This is a genomic window from Chitinophaga sp. (genome assembly GCF_017745275.1).
In the GTDB taxonomy this organism is placed as follows: domain Bacteria; phylum Bacteroidota; class Bacteroidia; order Chitinophagales; family Chitinophagaceae; genus Chitinophaga.
Genome location: NZ_JAGHZS010000007.1, coordinates 172,997 through 191,286 on the forward strand (window position 1 = coordinate 172,997; position 18,290 = coordinate 191,286).

An 18,290-nucleotide genomic window follows, 5' to 3' on the forward strand; every position below is an offset into this window, starting at 1 on the left:
CTCATTAGTGATTCGGTGATCTAAAGTTAGAACAGTTGCTAAATTAAGTAACTGTTTATATAGATTAAATTTTTTTTTGCAAATGGTCGTTTTTGGCTGGTAAACGCAAATATTTAACTGGTGAAATGAGACGACAGACATTTATTGCACAGCTATGCTGCGCTGAGCCCTTTCCCATACCGCGGATTGTCTTTTCCGGAAGAACCGGATAGCACCCATGTAAACAGCTATATTCATGAAAACAAAATAAAAAGGAATATAAAGATATCTGGCCTTTATTTTTTTCACGGTAAGTATATAGCCACCTAGGGCTGCCGCATAAAAGCACAGTTGTGCAATGCCGGTAATAATATAGATATTGTTTTCTTTTATCAGGATAAGAATAAAGTTACTCAGTAATGTCAGCAGCAACCCGAGCGGGGCCAGTGTCCACCGGAGCACGCGGTGGGAAATGTATTGCCAGGTTATTTTGGGATACCTGAATGGATTCAGGAGCGGAAGCAAACGTCCCATCGATTGAAACCCACCGGCAGCAATTCTTACTTTTCTTTTATATTCATCTTCCAGTGATGCCGAAGATGTTTCCATCGCATAAGCTGCCGGCTCGTACATGACAGTATAGCCTTTCATGTTTATCCGGAAAGACAACATGAAATCATCCAGGATGGTATCTTCCGGTAAGTGCTCATATAATTCGGTGCGGATGGCAATTAACTCGCCGGCTGCGCCCATAACGCTATAAAGCTCTGCATCCCATTTCTTCAGCAGGGATTCATATTTCCAGTACATGCCTTCTCCCTGGGCTTCGGCTGCACCAGTGGTGGGCATTACCTTTTTTTCTCCTGCTACTACGCCTACACGGTCATCTTCAAAATGTTGCATCAACAAGGCAACCGACTCCTTATTCAGTATCGTGTTGGCGTCAGATAATACTACAAAAGGTGTTGTTACCAGTTTCATGGCGCGGTTTACGGCCGCCATTTTTCCTTTCCGCTGCGGATCATATAATACCTGCACCGCCGGGTACTGAGAAATAATTTCGTTGGTGCGGTCAGAAGATCCGTCGGTAACAAAAATGAACTGTATTTTGTCTGAAGGATAAGATAGCGCAAGTGTATTGGCCACCTTTTCTGCGATAAAATCTTCTTCATTATAAGCAGCTACGAGGAAGGTAACGGCTGGTTCAAAACTATTTTTCCGGCGACTGCTATTGCCCTGCAGTAAACGCTTTACGCGGATAACGAAGAAAAGGAGTATGCCATATCCTACGTAGCTATAACATACCAGGAAAAGGCTTGCCCAAAATATCACAGACCAGATTGACATAGCGGAAAAAAATTTTATGGGGATCGTAGTTTCGCCACAAAAGTATTATAATTTGTTTCACACACAACCTATTTTTTATCTCCATTTTTTGCATTAGGGCATTTTTTGGAATTGTTTCCGACCGTTTACAGTAAATTTTCTAACACTTACCCGCCAAAATGAGTCGTTTACCAAAAAAATAATTGATGATATCAGGGAAATAATATTTTTGTTCCATGTTAATTGAATGACATATTCGAATAGCATAGCAATAAGTTGGAAAAACCATTTCTCTCTCTCATATCCCCTGAAAGAAACCGCTAGGGTAAATTACCTTATAATTCTTGACCAGATCCCATTTAAAGCCTTCAGGTGTAGTTGATACGCTGTGCGTATACCACCAGTTAACAGTTTTAAACTTGTTTAGAAAAGAAGGTAAATGAAAAAGAAAATTTTAATAATAGACGACAGTATGCCAATGCGTTATCTGCTGGAGGCTGTTTTAGGAAAAGAATATTCAGTGGTTTCTGCACCAGATGGTTTGGCTGCAATGACCTGGCTCCTGAAAGGTAATAAAGCGGATCTGATTATAACGGATCTGCAAATGCCTAACATTGATGGGTGGGAATTATTAGATTATTTGTCGGGAAGCTATTTATACCAGGATGTTCCTGTAATTGTGTTGTCCGGCTTCTTTATAGAGAAGATGAATGAATTGCCGAATAAATATAACAGCGTAAGACAAGTTGTACAGAAGCCTTTTGATCCTATGCAGTTGTTGAGTAAGGTTGGTTTTATATTGAATGAGCAACTGACAATTTCCGCTGTATAGTCATGCAGTTATATTGAATTAACCAATACACTACTAATTAGCGACATATGAATACCTTTACACCGAATGTACTGCAGGTAGAAAGCATTAGAGGCGAAAGCAGAGATAGCTTCCGTATTAATACTGCTAATACCGAAAGTATGCTGCTTTTTGTTGGTCACCCCCATAAAGAGATGCTTACCGATAAGGATGAGTTCAGATGCATTATGGCATCTAACGTAGAGGATGCAAAAAGGGTAATGTATCAGTTACAGTATGTTTTGAAGAAAATGCCGGCGGCCATTATCTACCGTTTTGAGAGTGCGTATGAGTCATCTCTTTCTGAGTGGGAAGCCTTCTTTTCCACGCATCAGTTTCTCAATACTATTCCTTTCTTCATTTATACGGATAAGGGATTTGAGGAATTAAAGTCGCTGGTGATCAAATACCCCTTCATTGATGATGTAATTACCATGAATGCCTGGCATATGCTGGCAGGCAAAGTGGCTATAGTAAGCAAATTTAAGCGGATGCGAGCCTTTCCTGTTTATAAGAAAGGCCTGATCAATAAAAAGTTATATACCCGCAGATTTTATAGCAATATCATGAAGCGTTCTCTGGACATCGTGCTTGCAGGTACCGGGTTATTGTTGTTAAGTCCCCTCATGTTATTGATCGCCGCTTTGATCAGGCTGGAATCCAAAGGCCCCATCTTCTATGCCGCCAAGCGTGCAGGTCGCAACTACAGTGTTTTCAAATTTTATAAGTTCCGGACCATGATCCCGGATGCAGATAAGCAGCTGGATAAAATAAAGCACCTTAATCAATACGATGGTGATAATGCTGCCCCGGTATTCATTAAAGTATCCAATGACCCCCGTGTAACAAAGCTGGGTAGTTTTTTACGGAACAGTAGCCTGGACGAATTACCGCAATTGCTGAATGTGTTGAAAGGAGATATGTCGCTGGTAGGCAACCGCCCACTGCCTTTATATGAAGCCACTACACTTACTACCGATGATTGGGTGGAAAGATTCCTGGCACCGGCAGGTATTACCGGGCTATGGCAGGTAAGCAAAAGAGGCAAAAAAGACATGTCTGTAAAAGAACGGATAGACCTGGATATTAATTATGCGCATAAGCGGTCCTTTAGATATGATATGTGGCTCATCGTGAATACACCACTGGCGCTTGTGCAAAAAGATAATGTATAATGATAGCAATTTCGATAATAGAGATAATACTGTTTGTTTACCTGGCCGGATGCGTATTTTATAATCTTTTGTTAGCCGTTGCCGGCCGCTTGAGCCGGAAAAAAAAGATACTTTACGATGAAACAGATACTTACGCTAAAATAGCAATACTCGTTCCTGCCTATAAAGAGGACAGTATTATTTTATCCACTGTAGCTAGTTATCATCGCTTGCAGTACCCGGTAACCCGCTTTGAAGTAGTGGTCATTGCCGATTCCCTGCAACCCAGGACACTGGAAGAACTGGCCGCCACAGGGGTAAGCCTGGTGCCGGTGAAATTTGAGAAAAGTACAAAAGCGAAGTCGCTGAATGCGGCCTTTGAATATTTGGGAGATGATTACGACCTGGCATTGATCTGTGATGCGGATAACATCCTGGAAGAAGATTTTCTGCTGAAAATTAATCATGCATGGCAACAGGGACATCATGCCATTCAGGGACAAAGAGTAGCTAAGAACCTTAATACTCCTTTTGCTATCCTGGATGCGGCTAATGAAATTATCGCTAATTTTTTATACCGGAAAGGAGCTAACGCATTGGGATTGTCTTCTTCCGTAATTGGTTCCGGCATGGCCTTTCATTATCCTCTTATTAAAGAGATTTTACTGGAAATTCAGGCTACAGGAGGATTTGATAAGGTATTGCAGCTATTGGTACTCTCTAAGGGACATTCTATCCTTTACCTGGAAGATGCCTATGTGTTTGATGAAAAAATTACACATGCTGCCGTATTTGAAAACCAGCGTAAACGCTGGATGTCGAGCCAGCTGGTATACCTGCGGACTTTCTGGAAACAAGGTTGGGCTGCATTATTCAATGGAAATATTAATTATTTCAACCTGTCTGTATGTCAGAATGCACTGCTCCCGCGAATGTTACTGCTCGCTGCATTAACTATACTAACAGTTGCAGCATTTATATTGCAGCCGTTCCTGGTAATATCACCTGCCGTATGGGCAGGTCTGTTTGTATTGAACATGCTCTCCCTTTTATTACCTATTCCGGGAAAGTTCTTTACCAGGTACTTATTCACTGCAGCGATTACTTTGCCCAAAGCCGTTGGCATTATGATCTTATTGCTATTCCGCTTAAAAGGTGCAGATAAAACATTTATTCATACTACCCATACCCAAACAGGTATTGATAATCCATTATTAGATGCAGCCAGAAAGTAATACATATTATCCACTGGTATCTATTATAACGATCAATTATAACAATGCCAAAGTTACGACAGAGTTAATGAGGTCGCTGCGGCAGATCTCTTATCCTAACCTGGAAGTGATCGTGGTAGATAACGCGTCTGCAGAAAGCCCGGTGGCTGCGATCCGGGAAGAGTATCCTGCCGCGAAAGTAATCATGAGCGAAAAGAACCTGGGGTTTGCAGGTGGGAATAACCTGGGTATAAAAGCCGCCAGTGGAGAATACTTTTTCCTGGTAAATAATGATACAGAATTTACAGAGGGGTTGATAGAAGGGCTGTTGGAAGTATTTAGCCAATATCCCGATGCAGGAGTAGTAAGCCCTAAGTTTCATTATTTTTTCCATAAGGGAACAATTGAATATGCAGGATATAATATTGTAGATACCCTCACCGGGAGAAATAGCATGATTGGGTGCAGGGAGGCCGATACTGGTCAGTATGATGTTTTTTCAGAAACGCATTATGCACATGGAGGTGCCATGATGGTGTCTGCAGCCGCCGTAAAAAAAGTAGGGATAATGCCCGAAATTTATTTCCTGTATTACGAAGAATTTGATTGGTGTGAGCAATTCAAGCGGCACGGCTATAAAATCTACTATCAGTATAAATCATTGATTTATCATAAAGAGTCGATGACAACAGGAAAGAACAGCCCGTTGAAGACTTATTACATTACAAGAAACAGGATATTGTTCATGCGCAGGAATGTAAAACTCCCTGCCAGGATGATTTTCATACTATATTTTATTTTCCTGACGATACCAAAGAATACGGCGCAGTTTTTATTAAAACAGGAGTCTGTTCATCTCAAAGCATTCTGGAGAGGAATTTTTTGGAATCTTAAACACCGTAAACCGGATAACATATGTGTGGCATAGCAGGGTTTATCGATTTTACCCAAAAATCAGATGCAGATATGCTGCGGAAAATGACGGATGTGATGGCACACCGGGGACCTAATGACGCCGGTTATGAAGTATATGAAGATGCCCACGCATCTGTAGGTCTCGGGCAACGCCGCCTCTCGATACTGGATCTTTCCAGCTCCGGGCATCAGCCTATGCATTATCAGCAATACTCCATTATTTTCAATGGTGAGATATACAATTTTAAAGAGATCCGGACAGAACTGGAGAAGCTGGGACACCACTTTCATTCAGGTGCTGATACGGAGGTTTTGATAAAAGGATATGCACAATGGCGGGAGAAAGTGCTGGACAAATGTATCGGCATGTTCGCCTTTGTTATTTATGACCGGGAATCCCGGGAAGTAACCATCTTCCGTGATCGCGCGGGTGTAAAGCCTTTATATTATTATTGGCATAACCAAACCTTACTGTTTGCCTCTGAGTTGAAAGGGCTCTGCGAGCATCCATCTTTCAAAAAAGAAATTGACGAGAAAAGTTTATCCTTGTTCCTGCAGTTCAGCTATATTCCGGCACCCTATACTATTTACCGGAACACACATAAGCTAAAACCGGGACATACCCTGAAAGTTACACTGGAAGATGCGGAAGTAAAAGAGTCGCAATATTGGAATGTACTGGATGCGTATCGCCAGCCGCTCACGGGTATGGGAGAGGCAGATGTGATCAGGCATACGGAAGAATTGATGCACAGTGCTTATAGTTATCGCATGGTGTCGGATGTGCCGGTTGGTGTATTTTTAAGCGGTGGTTACGATAGCGCCAGTGTTGCTGCGCTGCTGCAATCCAAAACATCAGGCCGGATCAAAACTTTCACCATTGGGTATAAAGAACCACAATGGGACGAGTCGCGGGAGGCAAAGAAAATAGCTATGCACCTGGGTACCGAACACCACGAATGGATTGTGGGACCCGCTGAAGCGAAAGCCGTACTGGAACAGTTACCTGAAATATATGATGAACCTTTTGCGGATAACTCTACTGTACCCACCACGCTGGTAAGTAAATTTGCTGCGCGGGAAGTGAAAGTAGTATTGTCGGCCGATGGTGGCGATGAAGTGTTTGCAGGGTATAATAAATTCAACCAGTCGCTCCGGTACACCACCAGTTTCCCAAAACCGCTGCAACGGACTATCAGTGCGGCGATGTCGGTTGTTTCTCCGGAAGTGATACCTTATTTTAATAAACAATACAATTTCGCATCCCGGTACGAAAAGATGAAGTTGATATGGGCCAGCGGTAAGCCTCAGCTGGCGCTGAAATATATCAGCCAGTATCTGACAGAAGAGGAAGTAAATCATTATACCAATTTCCCGGCAGCAGGTTATAAAACCAATTTTGACATGAATGGGGAACTGGATAATATGAATGATGCGCTGAACCGGTTGCTGGCAGTGGATTATAAAACATTCCTGGTAGATAACAACCTGGTGAAAGTAGACAGAGCTACCATGTCAGTGAGTATTGAAGGCCGGGAACCTATGCTGGATCACCGCCTGGTGGAATTCCTGGCGCAGGTACCTGCTTCATTGAAAGTGAAAGACGGTATCAATAAATATATACTCAAGGAAATTGTACACAAATACATCCCCAGGCCATTGATGGAGCGTCCTAAGCGCCCATTCATTGCACCTTTGCAGGAATGGTTCCGGGATGAACTGAAAGAGCAGATGCAATATTACCTGTCTGGTGCAAGATTAGCAAAGTCGGGTCTCTTTAATGTTCCTCATGTAGAACAATTGCTGAAAACTTATTTATCCGGTGGTAAAGTGAGCCATCAGAAATTATGGAACATATTGGTATTCCAGTTATGGTACAGCCGCTGGATAGAAAAATTATAGTATGAGTAATCTGAACGGTAAAATACGTGTACTTGAAACGATACGCCAGGGAAAAATCGGCGGAGGAGAGAGTCATGTATTGGACCTGGTAGCATCGCTGGATAAAACCATCTTCGAACCCATTGTACTGTCATTTACGGATGGTCCCATGATAGCAGCGTTGGCACAGTTGGAAGTACCGGCGTTTGTGATTGAAAGCGAAAAAGCATTTGATCTCAGCGTCTGGAGAAAGGTAAAGAAATTTATACAGGAACAACGTGTTGATATCGTGCATGTACATGGCACCCGCGCCAACACTAATGTTTTGTGGGCCGCCCGCAGCCTGAACTTACCGGTGGTGTATACTATTCATGGCTGGTCATTTCATGATGGTTTACATCCCCTGGCCAAACGTTTACGCATTGCCGCAGAAAAGTTTATCACCCGCAAAACGCAGGTAAATATTTGTGTTTCTGAATCTAATCGCCAAACCGGCATAAAGGCTTTTAATGGGTTCGATGGTATTGTGGTGAGGAATGGTGTTAATCTCCGGAAGTTTAATCCCGATGGTGTATATACCGATCTGCGCGCCGAATACAATATCCCGGGAGATAAGCTGCTGCTTTGTTTTATTGCACGTATGACCTATCAGAAAGATCCCGTAAGTATGATAAAGGCTTTTGCGCTGGCACTTAAAAGTGTTCCCGACCTGCAGTTGCTGATGATAGGAGATGGGGAACTACGGACAACCGCTGAGAATACGGCGAAAGAGTTGGAGATAGATAAACAGATCGTATTTGCAGGTTTCCGGCAAGATGTACCCGCCGTGCTGCATGCAGCAGATATATATTGCCTCCCTTCTTTATGGGAAGGGTTTCCGATAGGCGTACTGGAGGCAATGGCAATGGGGAAAGCAGTAATCGCCAGCGATGTGGATGGTACCAAAGAAGCGGTAACAGATGGAGAAAATGGTTTACTGGTACCAGCAAGTAATATTACCGCATTAGCAGCTGCTATTGTTAAACTGGCAGTAGATGCTACATTAAGACAGCAGTTGCAGCAAAATGCAAAAACGGCTATTGCAGAACATTTCAATGTAGCAGGCATGACAGGAAAAATTTCAGAGGTTTATCTGCAGCTTGGAAAATAATAATACTTTATCAATTTCAATATGACAAAGACCGCAATCACCTACGAATACAACCGCATTACCGATATCAAGCGGCTTAATTTTATTACAGATAGTTTGAAGAAAAATATTCCTGAAGGAGGCCGGGTATTGGATGTAGGATGTGGTAACGGTGTTATCAGCCGGCACCTTGGGCAATTTGGATATGAAGTGTTGGGTATTGACATCAGTGAGAAAACAATTGCTGTGGCCAATGAACGGAATACGCTCCCTAATGTAAAATTTGCGGCGATCAGCGCGGAAGCGCTCACCGCACAGGGCGAAACATACGATGCTGTTATTTGCAGCGAAGTACTGGAGCATCTTGATCAGCCACATCTTTTATTACATACGATCTATGCGTCGTTAAAAGATAATGGATTATTGGTAGTGACCGTACCTAATGGGAATGGCCCGAGGGAATTGTGTGTAACAAGACCTATGTTAAAGGCAAGAAACCATCCGGCATTATGGAGCTCTATTAATAAAGTGAAAAGAGGATTAGGGTTTAAAGGAACTACCGCACAGTCGCAGGCTGATAATCTTGATCACGTACAGTTTTTTACCCGCAAAGATTTGCAGCAATTGGCCACAGTCAGCAATTTTAAAATTGTGCAGTTTGCCAAAACGAATTTTGTGGAAGACGTGTTTCCTTTTTCGTTGGTTACCAAGAGAGTGAAGTTCCTGCAGAAACTGGACTGCCAGGTGGCAGAGCTGTTGCCTTACGGCTTTACAGGAGGTTTCAATACATTATGGCGGAAGAAAATAGGTTGATAGAGATACCAGAAATAGAAAAGGGTGATTCAAGCGAATCACCCTTTTCTATTTCTGAAAACCGGCTGCTTTATCAATATTGTCCAGCAGTTCCGGGGTTTTGGCCATATCAAACTTCCTGGCCAGCAGCTGTCCTGACGCCATAATTTTATTGAAATCGCCAGCCTCAAATGTTTTAGGATGTGCATTCCCTTCAGACCAGTCAATATAACGGCGATAGTTATTCTCCACGCTGTTTTTGAAAGGCCCGTTCATAATAATGGTTTGGAAAATGAATTCATCGCCGCCCCAGGTGTATCTATAAAATCGTTTTAATGCGGGGTGTGCCTGGATATATTGAAGGCACCATGCGGCACATTCCTGGGTGAGGCTCCACCACAGGGAACCGCCAAATACTTCCAGTCCCAGGGGATGTTGCCTCGGAGGCAATATTTTATTTAGCCAGCCAGCCAGGCGGTACTTACCGGGCAGGCGCAGATCTTCAAAATGATAAGATCTTATTTTTGACATGACCCGTTGCAATGCCGCCTCAGGAAGTATATCCAGGAATTGTTTGCCTGTATTGGCGTGAAAGAAATCGTATAGTTGGCTGACCTGTACCAGCGGGTAGTCCTGTGCACTGATGAGATGAAGAAAATCATACTGATAGCCCGATTCCATCACAGCTGCAATGCCATTCAATGCTGCCTGGATGGTCCCGTAACCAGCCCATGTAACATTCTCCCTTTTCTTAATAAAATATACCTGCGGCATATTCATCGCGGCCTGCCACTCATGGATGTCGCATTTGGCGTCCAGGTGAATGTAACAATCTATGGCCGGATGCTGCAGTCGTTCCAGTACGCGGCATAATTGCAGCGGGTTTTTATGACTCAGTATAATAAAGGCTTGTTTCATGCACAGCTGATTATTTGTATTGCAAACGGAATACTTTTATTTTTTGTAACAATCCTTTGCACTCCTGCCAGCCATTTATCCAGATACTTTTTATCGTTACCCCGGGAAGAGATCGACGAAGGAAGTAATAGCCAAAGATAACTGCAAACAGGAGGTTCAGAGAAGACGCAATAGCCACGGAACGTATGTCTGTAAACAACAGTACTAAAGTTATATCAAGTATCACATTTAACACCAGCTTCAGCAGATTTTTGTAAAAATTAATCAGCGGTTTATTAATCATATCCAACGTAACGCCAATAAAGCGATCAATAGGATAGAGAATGGCCGACAACAGGAATATCCTCACAATATCGGTAGCCGGCAAATATGCTTTTGCCGCCAGGATCACAATTAATGGTTTGGTAAACAATAATAATCCCACTACAAAAGGCAGGATCAGTAAAGTGACTGCACCGGTATATTTGCTAAACGCCTGCGCCACACCCTGCCAGTCGTTTCTATTGGCGGCCCCCGAAATAGTGGGCTGTGATGTGGCAACAAAACTGCGGAGCATAATTTCAATTACTTCCATGAATTTTTGAGGAATGCTGTAAATCGCAACTGCAGCAGGATTAATCATGGTCCTGAGTACCAGGTTATCTGAATAATTTAAGAGAGAAGAAGAAACCATACTGCCTACTATTAACCTGCCATAGCGATACATGTCTTTCACCTGTTGCCTGGTTCTGGCAGCCATGGTATTCAATGCTGTCCATTTGAAAAACATACAGTATACGCTGGTGATTAATAGCGACAGGGAATAGGCGTACAATACATTATGCAGGTTGATCTGTTGCAGGAAAAACAACACTCCCAGGAAAACGAGAAAGGATCCGTTCTGCAGAAAACGTACCTGCACAATTTTATCAAACCGGTGATTCGCCTGTAATACCCAGGTGGCAAAATTAAAGGGGAGAGAGAGTAACGTCATGATACCCAACCATCCCAGGAAGAAATGCCAGGTAGGACTAAACCAGGGATAAGCAGCGGCATATACGATCAGTGACAGTACCGCGAAAGAGAGCGTTACCAGCAACGAAATGTACCAGGCAGCACCGGTTACCTGTCTGCTGGTAGTTTCGTCAACACCTGCACCGAATTTAATAATGCCGGATTGTAACATTGCAGTGCGTACCTGATCCAATATGCTATAAGTGGCGAGGAACATCACCCATTCTCCAAATGCACTTAAAGAAAGCGTCCTAACCAAAAGGGCAAACGACAACACATTGAAAAATGCCATGATCATATTCCCCAGAAGGGAATGAAAATGCCGGTTGCGTAAAATCGATAAAAACTTAAAAGCCATGAAACAATAATTACAATCGTATTATATGAAAATCATGGTCTTTGATAGGATGAGGTCTTGGAAATGGGGTGTATTTTTTAGATACTGAATTGTAAAGATAGTTTTTTTTATTGAAAGGTAAGGCGAATCACGCCTGTAAATTGAAAATAAACAAATAAGTATAAATGCAAAATAGTTATACTTTATTTATTGTGCGCATATATGTTAAATTTTTTAATTATGTGATTAAAAAAAAAGCTTTCTTTGTAATGCGGAAGATTTTCCGCAGCGGTATTTTTTAAGAAAAAGACTATGAGGATAGAATTTTAAAAACTTTGCAAGCCATATAATTTATGATCAACCTTTTGCTATCGCTAAGGCAACCCTCGGGCCGCGGCATGTATAGGCTAGGCGCTATTTTACTGTTGTTTTTTTTGGGATCCCCCCGAAGTTACGGCCAGGTACAAACGGCCAGATCTTTCAATGATCCCACCATGACAAATATTAAAGGTTTCTATGAATATCTGCCAGCCGGGTACGTACCAGGCGGCGGCCAGAAATACCCCCTCATTATTTTCTTTCATGGCGTAGGTGAACTGGCCAGTTCCGGTGCTCCACTTTCTGCAGTACTGAATAATGGTCTTCCTAAAGTAATTGCGCAGGGTAAGTTTCCTGTTACTTTTACGGTCAACAATAAAGACTATTCCTTTATCGTCATCTCCCCTCAATTTAATACCTGGCCCGGATCTGCGGATGCCATTAAATTTAAGAACTACCTGCTCACGAAATACGATATTGATACAAACCGCATTTATATCACCGGGCTGAGTATGGGAGGCGGAGAAGCATGGGGCGCACTTTCTGAAAATAAAGCGGAAGCAGCTGCTTTTGCCGGTGCCGCAGTAGTATGTGGTTATTATCCTCCTACCACCGCACTGGCGGCTAATATTGCAGGCAATAATACTCCTGTATGGGCTTTCCATAATAAAATAGATCCCAATGTGCCACCAGACTATTCTATAAACTGGGTGAAGTACATTAATGCTACTATACCAGCGCCTAATCCACTCGCCAGGCTCACGATTTTTGATGCTACCGGTCACGACGCCTGGACAAAAGCCTATGATCCCGCTTACAAAGAAGATAATAAAAATATGTACGAGTGGATGTTGCAATATTCCAAAAACGGAACAGTAACTCCTCCTCCTGCAACAGGCAGACGCATTGTAGTTCCTATGACAAATACCGCCAACGGACGGGCGGAAATGTATTACCCAAACGCAATGACTACACTGGGCGTTAAACCCGGTGATACATTATGCATTCCCGCGGGGGAGTACGAATACCTTCATCTCGGTAACCTCACCGGCACCGTAGACAAACCCATTGTAATCACCAACTGTGGCGGACAAGTGAAACTAGGTGTTAAGAACCAGGGAACAGCAGCTGTTTTTAATGCGCCCACCTGCCGGTTTGTAGAGATCAGTGGTAGCGGAGATAAAAATTATGAATATGGCTTCGATCTTAACGGAACTAATATCACTGGTTTAAAGATCTTCGGTCTTACGCTGGGTGTAGGTAGTTCTGATTTTGATGTACACAACATATTTATCCATGATGGTGGTATTATGTTGCAGGCCAAAACGCTTCAAACCTGTGCTCAACCACAATATTGGGAAGGCAACTACGTAATGAAGAATGCGAAAATTCATCACATCAAATGCCTGAATTCACAATGGGAGGGATTTTATATCGGGAATACCCATTATTTCTGGACAGAAGGTACCTGCACTGACATGCGTTCACACTGGATAGAAGACCTCCAGGTATATGATAACTACCTCGAAAATATAGGAAGTGATGCGCTCCAGATTTCTATGGCCAAAAACGGGGATAACCGCGTTTATAACAACACGATTATAAATTATGGGATGTCACAGAATTCCGCCCAGGGCTATGGAATTCTCGTTGGCTCCGGCTCCAGCTTAAAGGTATATAATAACAATGTTTCGGTAGGATACATGCCGGCAGTGACGATCTTCGGCTCCGGCATCAGTGAGATTTATAATAATGTGATCTCTAATATTCACTATGAAGGAATTAACGTATCCGATAAAATACCCGCTAATACTACCCCTGATCTTTTCCCCCCACCGGCAGCCATTATTTATAATAATACCATCGTTAATACAGACAGTGGCGCAAACGCAATCAAGATTTTTGCTTATCAAACACCTATCGGGCACCAGGTATATAATAACCTGATGGTAGAGAAGGGAACTGCTTATGACTATCCTTCAAAGGGAATGTACATCAAAGGTGATCAGCCTATCAAATTACTGTATTCCAATAATCTCTGTTACCCGAATCAGGCTGCTGCGAATTTTGTGGATAGCGCCAGCAAAAATTATCGCCTGTTGCCAACGTCAACGGCGGTAGATACGGGGCGTGATATGAGTGATTTTAATTTGAACACCGACTACGATGGTACTACCCGTCCTCAATCGGGCAAGTATGACGTGGGAGCGTTTGAATTGAAATCGGGTACCACCTCTCCGCCAAAAGCAAATGCCGGAAGTAATATTACCATCACCCTGCCGGTTAACAACGTTACTCTCGACGGGTCAGCTTCTGCTGCAGCAAGTGGCAGCACCATTCAAGGCTACACATGGAAAAAAATAAGTGGTCCTGTTGATGGTACAATGACCAATGGCAGCACCGCCAAACCTGGTCTGACCGGTCTTACCGAAGGGACTTATATATATGAACTCACGGTAACAGATAATAAAGGACTAACCGGATCAGCAAGGGTAAGCATTATTGTTAAACCCGCGGCCAACAAACCACCGGTAGCCAATGCCGGTAATAATCTTCAGATCCAGTTGCCGGTTAACACCGCTGCACTGGATGGAAGTGGGTCTACTGATGCCGATGGACAAATCACCACGTGGCTATGGAAAAAGACGGCGGGTCCGGCTGGAGGAGATTTATCTACAGCAGGTGCCGCTAAAACGAATGTGAGTAATCTGCAGGAAGGTACTTATACTTACCAGCTAACGGTTACGGATAATGCAGGGGCCAGCAGCAATGCCAGCATAAATATTATCGTACTGGCTGCGGCCAACAAGCCACCGGTAGCTAATGCCGGTAATAATCTCCAGATCCAATTGCCAGTTAATACTGCTGCATTGGATGGAAGCGGTTCTACGGATGCCGATGGACAAATCACCACCTGGCTATGGAAAAAGACGGCAGGTCCGGCAGGAGGAGATTTGTCTGCAGCAGGTGTCGCTAAAACAAATGTGAATAATCTGCAGGAAGGTACTTATACCTTTCAACTAACAGTTACTGATAATGCAGGCGCTACTAATAGTGCCGACGTAAATATAACCGTATTGCCTGCAGTTGCACAAAACAAGCCTCCGGTGGCTAACGCCGGTAACAGTATCCAGGTGCAGTTGCCGGTTAATACGGCAGCTTTGGATGGAAGTGGTTCCACAGATGCTGATGGTCAGATTACTACCTGGCAATGGAAAAAAACAGCAGGTCCGGCAGGTGGAGATTTGTCTGTGTCGGATGTCGTTAAAACGAATGTGAGTAATCTACAGGAAGGTACCTATACTTACCAGTTGACAGTTACAGATAATGCAGGTGCCAGCAATAGCGCCACCGTAAATATAATTGTACTGGCGGCTGCTAATAAGCCACCAATCGCTAATGCCGGGAATAGTATCCAGGTGCAGTTGCCGGTTAATACGGCAGCTTTGGATGGAAGTGGTTCCACAGATGCTGATGGTCAGATTACTACCTGGCAATGGAAAAAAACGGCGGGTCCGGCAGGGGGAGATTTATCTGCAGCAGGTGCCGCTAAAACGAATGTGAGTAATCTACAGGAAGGTACTTATACATACCAGTTAACAGTTACAGATAATGCAGGTGCCAGCAATAGCGCCACCGTAAATATAATTGTACTGGCAGCAGCTAATAAGCCACCAATCGCTAATGCCGGGAATAATATCCAGGTGCAGTTACCGGTTAATACGGCAACTTTAGATGGAAGTGGTTCCACAGATGCTGATGGTCAGATTACTGCCTGGCTATGGAAAAAAACGAACGGCCCTGCGGGTGGAGACCTGTCTGCATCCGGGCAGGCAAAAACAAATATCACGAACCTCGTGGCTGGTGTATATACCTATCAGTTAACGGTAACCGATGATAAGCAGGCCACAGCAACAGCTACCGTAACCGTTACGGTGTTGCAGGCATTGCCGGAGAATAAACCACCGGTAGCGGCTACTGCGGGCGACAGGGTAGTGCAGTTGCCAACGGCATCTGTTTTTGCTGATGGCAGTGCTTCTTACGATCCGGATGGGAGCATTAAAGCTTACGCCTGGACACAAGTATCCGGACCATCCACTGCAGAAATTTTAAATCCGGATCTCGCGCAAACATTGATCAGGGACCTGAAAGTGGGGGACTACAAATTCCAGTTAACCGTTACGGACAACATGCAGGCTACCGCTTCGGTTATTTTCCATGTCACTGTAGTGGCAGGAGGCCCGGATACTCACCTGGAAGATTCCGCCCGTATATTTCCTAACCCGGCAGTAACTACCATACGCTTGCAGGTAACCCGGACAGGTATCACCCCTTTACAGGTGCGCATATTTGATTTGAGTGGAAAGGTTTATCAAACCATCAGGTATAACACGCCTGATTCATTTCAGACGGATATTAATATCAGTAATATCCCTACAGGATATTACATGATGGAAGTAAAAGGAGATGACAGCAAGTTCCGCTGGAAGGGACGTTTTATTAAAATAGCCAACTAGACCTTTTCCCAGGTGCCGGTGGCGGCTTGATATTGACGGATAGGGCGGGCAGGGTTGCCCGCCACTACTGTATAAGGAGGTACATCTTTGGTGACCACGCTACCACCCGCCACCACGGAGTGGCGTCCAATAGTAACACCAGCTGTAATCACACTGTTGGCGCCGATCCAGCAATCATCTTCCACTACAATTTCTCCCACGGAGCACGGCTGTAATGAAATAGGAACATTCGGATCTGTATAGCCGTGGTTGAGTCCTGATAATACGATATTTTGTGCCAGTATAACATTATTGCCTATACGTACGGGTCCTATGACTACATTCCCAATACCGATCCTGGTATGGTCGCCAATAATTACTGCTCCCATGCCGTTGTTGATCGTCGCAAAATCTTCTACGGTGGAATAACTACCCAGTGTAAATGTATTAAAAGGCAGTACATCTATCCTGGTGCGTCTTCTGATCAGGGAGCCCTTGCCCTTTTTATGTTTGAAAGGATTCACAAACCATTGTACCCATCTGCGGGGGCGCGCCTGGTTCTTAGGCATCAGCAGATAGAGCGCCAGTTTCTTCAGGCCGGGATGTTGCTTTATGTTATTGGTGATACTCATAAGGAACGGTCACTGGTGTTTAAGATAGCCTGGTAAATAGCGGCTACGGAATTTTCCCAGGTATGTGTACCTGCAAATTGTATGCGTGCTGCGGCCAGCGACGAATTATTTTCCGCGATCGCTTTTTCTATCAGTTGTATATAATCAGTTGGTGTAGCAGCAAGATATACATGGTCCTTAAATAACTCCATGGTTTTAGTCGCCGTGGCTACTACCGGTTTCCCCATAGCCAGATATTCATCAATTTTTAAGGGATAGTTGCCTACCGTTACTGTATTCAACACCTGGGGATTCAGGCATACATCAAAGGATTGTACATATGCGGGAAGCTCGGGAATATCTTTTTTACCGGTAAAATGAACATTGGGAAGCTGGTGTAAAGCCGACTGTTGGAAGTCTTCGTCTTCCGGGCCTACCAGTACCAATTGCCATTGAGGCCGTTCTCTGGCTATTGTAAGCAGGATGTTGATATCCAGTCGCAACGACTTGAGTGCGCCTACATAGCCAATAACCGGGCCTTTTCCAATCGGAACATCCGAAGGAACCGGGTGTTGTACGTTTGCATCAAAAAGTTGTAAATCACAACCCTGACCAACATAATAACTGGAAGGATTATACTGTTGCAGCATGTCGGCCAGGTACAATGAATTAGCAACAGCTACATCTGCTTTGGCAATATGCCGGGGCTCCAGTTGTTGACCATGTTTTTGCCAGTAAGGAACTCCCAGCAGGTAGTCCCGGCTGTAGTAAACATATTTTTCGGGTTGGAGCAGCTCTTTTAAATAGTATCCCCGGAATATATCATTATCATTAAATAAGATGACGTCCTTGAAGTTCATGGCTGTTATAGCCTCCCTAATACTTGCGGCGAACTTCCGGTTGTTTCTTTTGTTAAACCAGGAAAAGACAGGTGTAAAAGGCACCCAGTTAATGGACTCCAATATAACAGATGGGTAGAAGTTCCACAAATTGTGGCTGACTGGTACAATGGCTGGTACCTTTTTATCTTTTGTATCAAGATGATACTGCACATTGGGATCGTTCTTGCCGTTTAAAACAGTACGCCTGTCCAACGGCGCATTGATATACAACACCCGGTTATGCCGTGCAAATTCCCGGGCAATACTTTTACAATTGCTTCCAATCGCGGTATACCATTGCTGAAGCCCTATAATAACGATATCTCTGTCTTGGATTAATGGCACAGTAGTAAGGTCTAAAGTGTATCGGTTTGATAAATGATAATATTCGGTAATTAGGTTTACCCTGGGGATGGTTAAATTATTGCAGTTGAATACTAGCCGCAAATTAAATAAAAAAATCAACATTAATGAACAAGTGGCTAAGGGACTGAGT

The 18,290-nt window shown here is 43.6% G+C and carries 13 protein-coding genes; 8 read left to right on the forward strand and 5 right to left on the reverse strand.

The annotated features are described in order from the left end of the window. Positions 1-141: 141 nt before the first annotated feature. Positions 142-1,326 carry a glycosyltransferase family 2 protein gene (locus tag J7623_RS20170; protein WP_291923761.1) on the reverse strand — a complete coding sequence of 395 codons (1,185 nt, stop codon included), beginning with the start codon at positions 1,324-1,326 and terminating at the stop codon, positions 142-144. 418 nt (positions 1,327-1,744) lie between these two features. On the opposite strand from J7623_RS20170, the gene J7623_RS20175 reads away from it, so the two are divergent. Genes J7623_RS20175 through J7623_RS20205 form a run of 7 tightly spaced genes read left to right on the forward strand, consistent with a single transcriptional unit; the run spans position 1,745 to position 9,261 of the window. Continuing rightward, positions 1,745-2,137 (forward strand): response regulator, encoded by a 393-nt coding sequence (locus J7623_RS20175; protein WP_291923762.1) that lies wholly within the window; start codon positions 1,745-1,747, stop codon positions 2,135-2,137. Positions 2,138-2,184: 47 nt separating this feature from the next. Beyond that, entirely contained in the window at positions 2,185-3,330 is a 1,146-nt protein-coding gene (locus J7623_RS20180) for a sugar transferase (protein WP_291923763.1), read from the forward strand. Then, positions 3,330-4,544: a glycosyltransferase gene (locus J7623_RS20185; protein ID WP_291923764.1), complete on the forward strand. Its 1,215-nt coding sequence runs from the start codon at positions 3,330-3,332 to the stop codon at positions 4,542-4,544. Before J7623_RS20180 ends, J7623_RS20185 begins: the two co-directional genes overlap by 1 nt. Continuing rightward, complete coding sequence (locus J7623_RS20190; RefSeq protein ID WP_291923765.1) at positions 4,528-5,451, forward strand: glycosyltransferase family 2 protein; 924 nt, start codon at positions 4,528-4,530, stop codon at positions 5,449-5,451. Before J7623_RS20185 ends, J7623_RS20190 begins: the two co-directional genes overlap by 17 nt. Further along, complete coding sequence (gene asnB / locus J7623_RS20195) at positions 5,439-7,340, forward strand: asparagine synthase (glutamine-hydrolyzing) (protein ID WP_291923767.1); 1,902 nt, start codon at positions 5,439-5,441, stop codon at positions 7,338-7,340. The genes J7623_RS20190 and asnB overlap by 13 nt, the downstream gene beginning before the upstream one ends. A gap of 1 nt (position 7,341) precedes the next feature. Next, on the forward strand, positions 7,342-8,469 hold the full coding sequence (locus tag J7623_RS20200) for a glycosyltransferase family 4 protein (RefSeq protein ID WP_291923768.1): 1,128 nt from the start codon (positions 7,342-7,344) through the stop codon (positions 8,467-8,469). Between the two features lie 21 nt (positions 8,470-8,490). Beyond that, complete coding sequence (locus tag J7623_RS20205; RefSeq protein ID WP_291923770.1) at positions 8,491-9,261, forward strand: methyltransferase domain-containing protein; 771 nt, start codon at positions 8,491-8,493, stop codon at positions 9,259-9,261. Positions 9,262-9,309: 48 nt separating this feature from the next. Here the strand turns inward: J7623_RS20205 and J7623_RS20210 are convergent, their stop codons facing one another. After that, complete coding sequence (locus J7623_RS20210; protein ID WP_291923773.1) at positions 9,310-10,158, reverse strand: beta-1,6-N-acetylglucosaminyltransferase; 849 nt, start codon at positions 10,156-10,158, stop codon at positions 9,310-9,312. A 10-nt stretch (positions 10,159-10,168) separates the two neighbouring features. Continuing rightward, on the reverse strand, positions 10,169-11,509 hold the full coding sequence (locus tag J7623_RS20215; RefSeq protein ID WP_291923775.1) for an oligosaccharide flippase family protein: 1,341 nt from the start codon (positions 11,507-11,509) through the stop codon (positions 10,169-10,171). A 473-nt stretch (positions 11,510-11,982) separates the two neighbouring features. On the opposite strand from J7623_RS20215, the gene J7623_RS20220 reads away from it, so the two are divergent. After that, on the forward strand, positions 11,983-16,323 hold the full coding sequence (locus J7623_RS20220; RefSeq protein ID WP_291923777.1) for a PKD domain-containing protein: 4,341 nt from the start codon (positions 11,983-11,985) through the stop codon (positions 16,321-16,323). Here J7623_RS20220 and J7623_RS20225 read toward each other — a convergent pair. Continuing rightward, on the reverse strand, positions 16,320-16,934 hold the full coding sequence (locus J7623_RS20225; protein ID WP_291923779.1) for an acyltransferase: 615 nt from the start codon (positions 16,932-16,934) through the stop codon (positions 16,320-16,322). The two genes, J7623_RS20220 and J7623_RS20225, sit on opposite strands and share 4 nt — an antisense overlap. Beyond that, positions 16,931-18,139 (reverse strand): glycosyltransferase, encoded by a 1,209-nt coding sequence (locus J7623_RS20230; protein ID WP_291923781.1) that lies wholly within the window; start codon positions 18,137-18,139, stop codon positions 16,931-16,933. Before J7623_RS20230 ends, J7623_RS20225 begins: the two co-directional genes overlap by 4 nt. Positions 18,140-18,290 lie beyond the last annotated feature (151 nt).

Coding starts and splice junctions, on each gene's coding strand:
- J7623_RS20225 (WP_291923779.1), bottom strand. CDS start 16,934: ATGAGTATCACCAATAACATAAAGCAACATCCCGGCCTGAAGAAACTG.
- J7623_RS20185 (WP_291923764.1), top strand. CDS start 3,330: ATGATAGCAATTTCGATAATAGAGATAATACTGTTTGTTTACCTGGCC.
- J7623_RS20180 (WP_291923763.1), top strand. CDS start 2,185: ATGAATACCTTTACACCGAATGTACTGCAGGTAGAAAGCATTAGAGGC.
- J7623_RS20175 (WP_291923762.1), top strand. CDS start 1,745: ATGAAAAAGAAAATTTTAATAATAGACGACAGTATGCCAATGCGTTAT.
- J7623_RS20190 (WP_291923765.1), top strand. CDS start 4,528: ATGCAGCCAGAAAGTAATACATATTATCCACTGGTATCTATTATAACG.
- J7623_RS20170 (WP_291923761.1), bottom strand. CDS start 1,326: ATGTCAATCTGGTCTGTGATATTTTGGGCAAGCCTTTTCCTGGTATGT.
- J7623_RS20200 (WP_291923768.1), top strand. CDS start 7,342: ATGAGTAATCTGAACGGTAAAATACGTGTACTTGAAACGATACGCCAG.
- J7623_RS20205 (WP_291923770.1), top strand. CDS start 8,491: ATGACAAAGACCGCAATCACCTACGAATACAACCGCATTACCGATATC.
- J7623_RS20215 (WP_291923775.1), bottom strand. CDS start 11,509: ATGGCTTTTAAGTTTTTATCGATTTTACGCAACCGGCATTTTCATTCC.
- J7623_RS20220 (WP_291923777.1), top strand. CDS start 11,983: ATGACAAATATTAAAGGTTTCTATGAATATCTGCCAGCCGGGTACGTA.
- asnB (WP_291923767.1), top strand. CDS start 5,439: ATGTGTGGCATAGCAGGGTTTATCGATTTTACCCAAAAATCAGATGCA.
- J7623_RS20210 (WP_291923773.1), bottom strand. CDS start 10,158: ATGAAACAAGCCTTTATTATACTGAGTCATAAAAACCCGCTGCAATTA.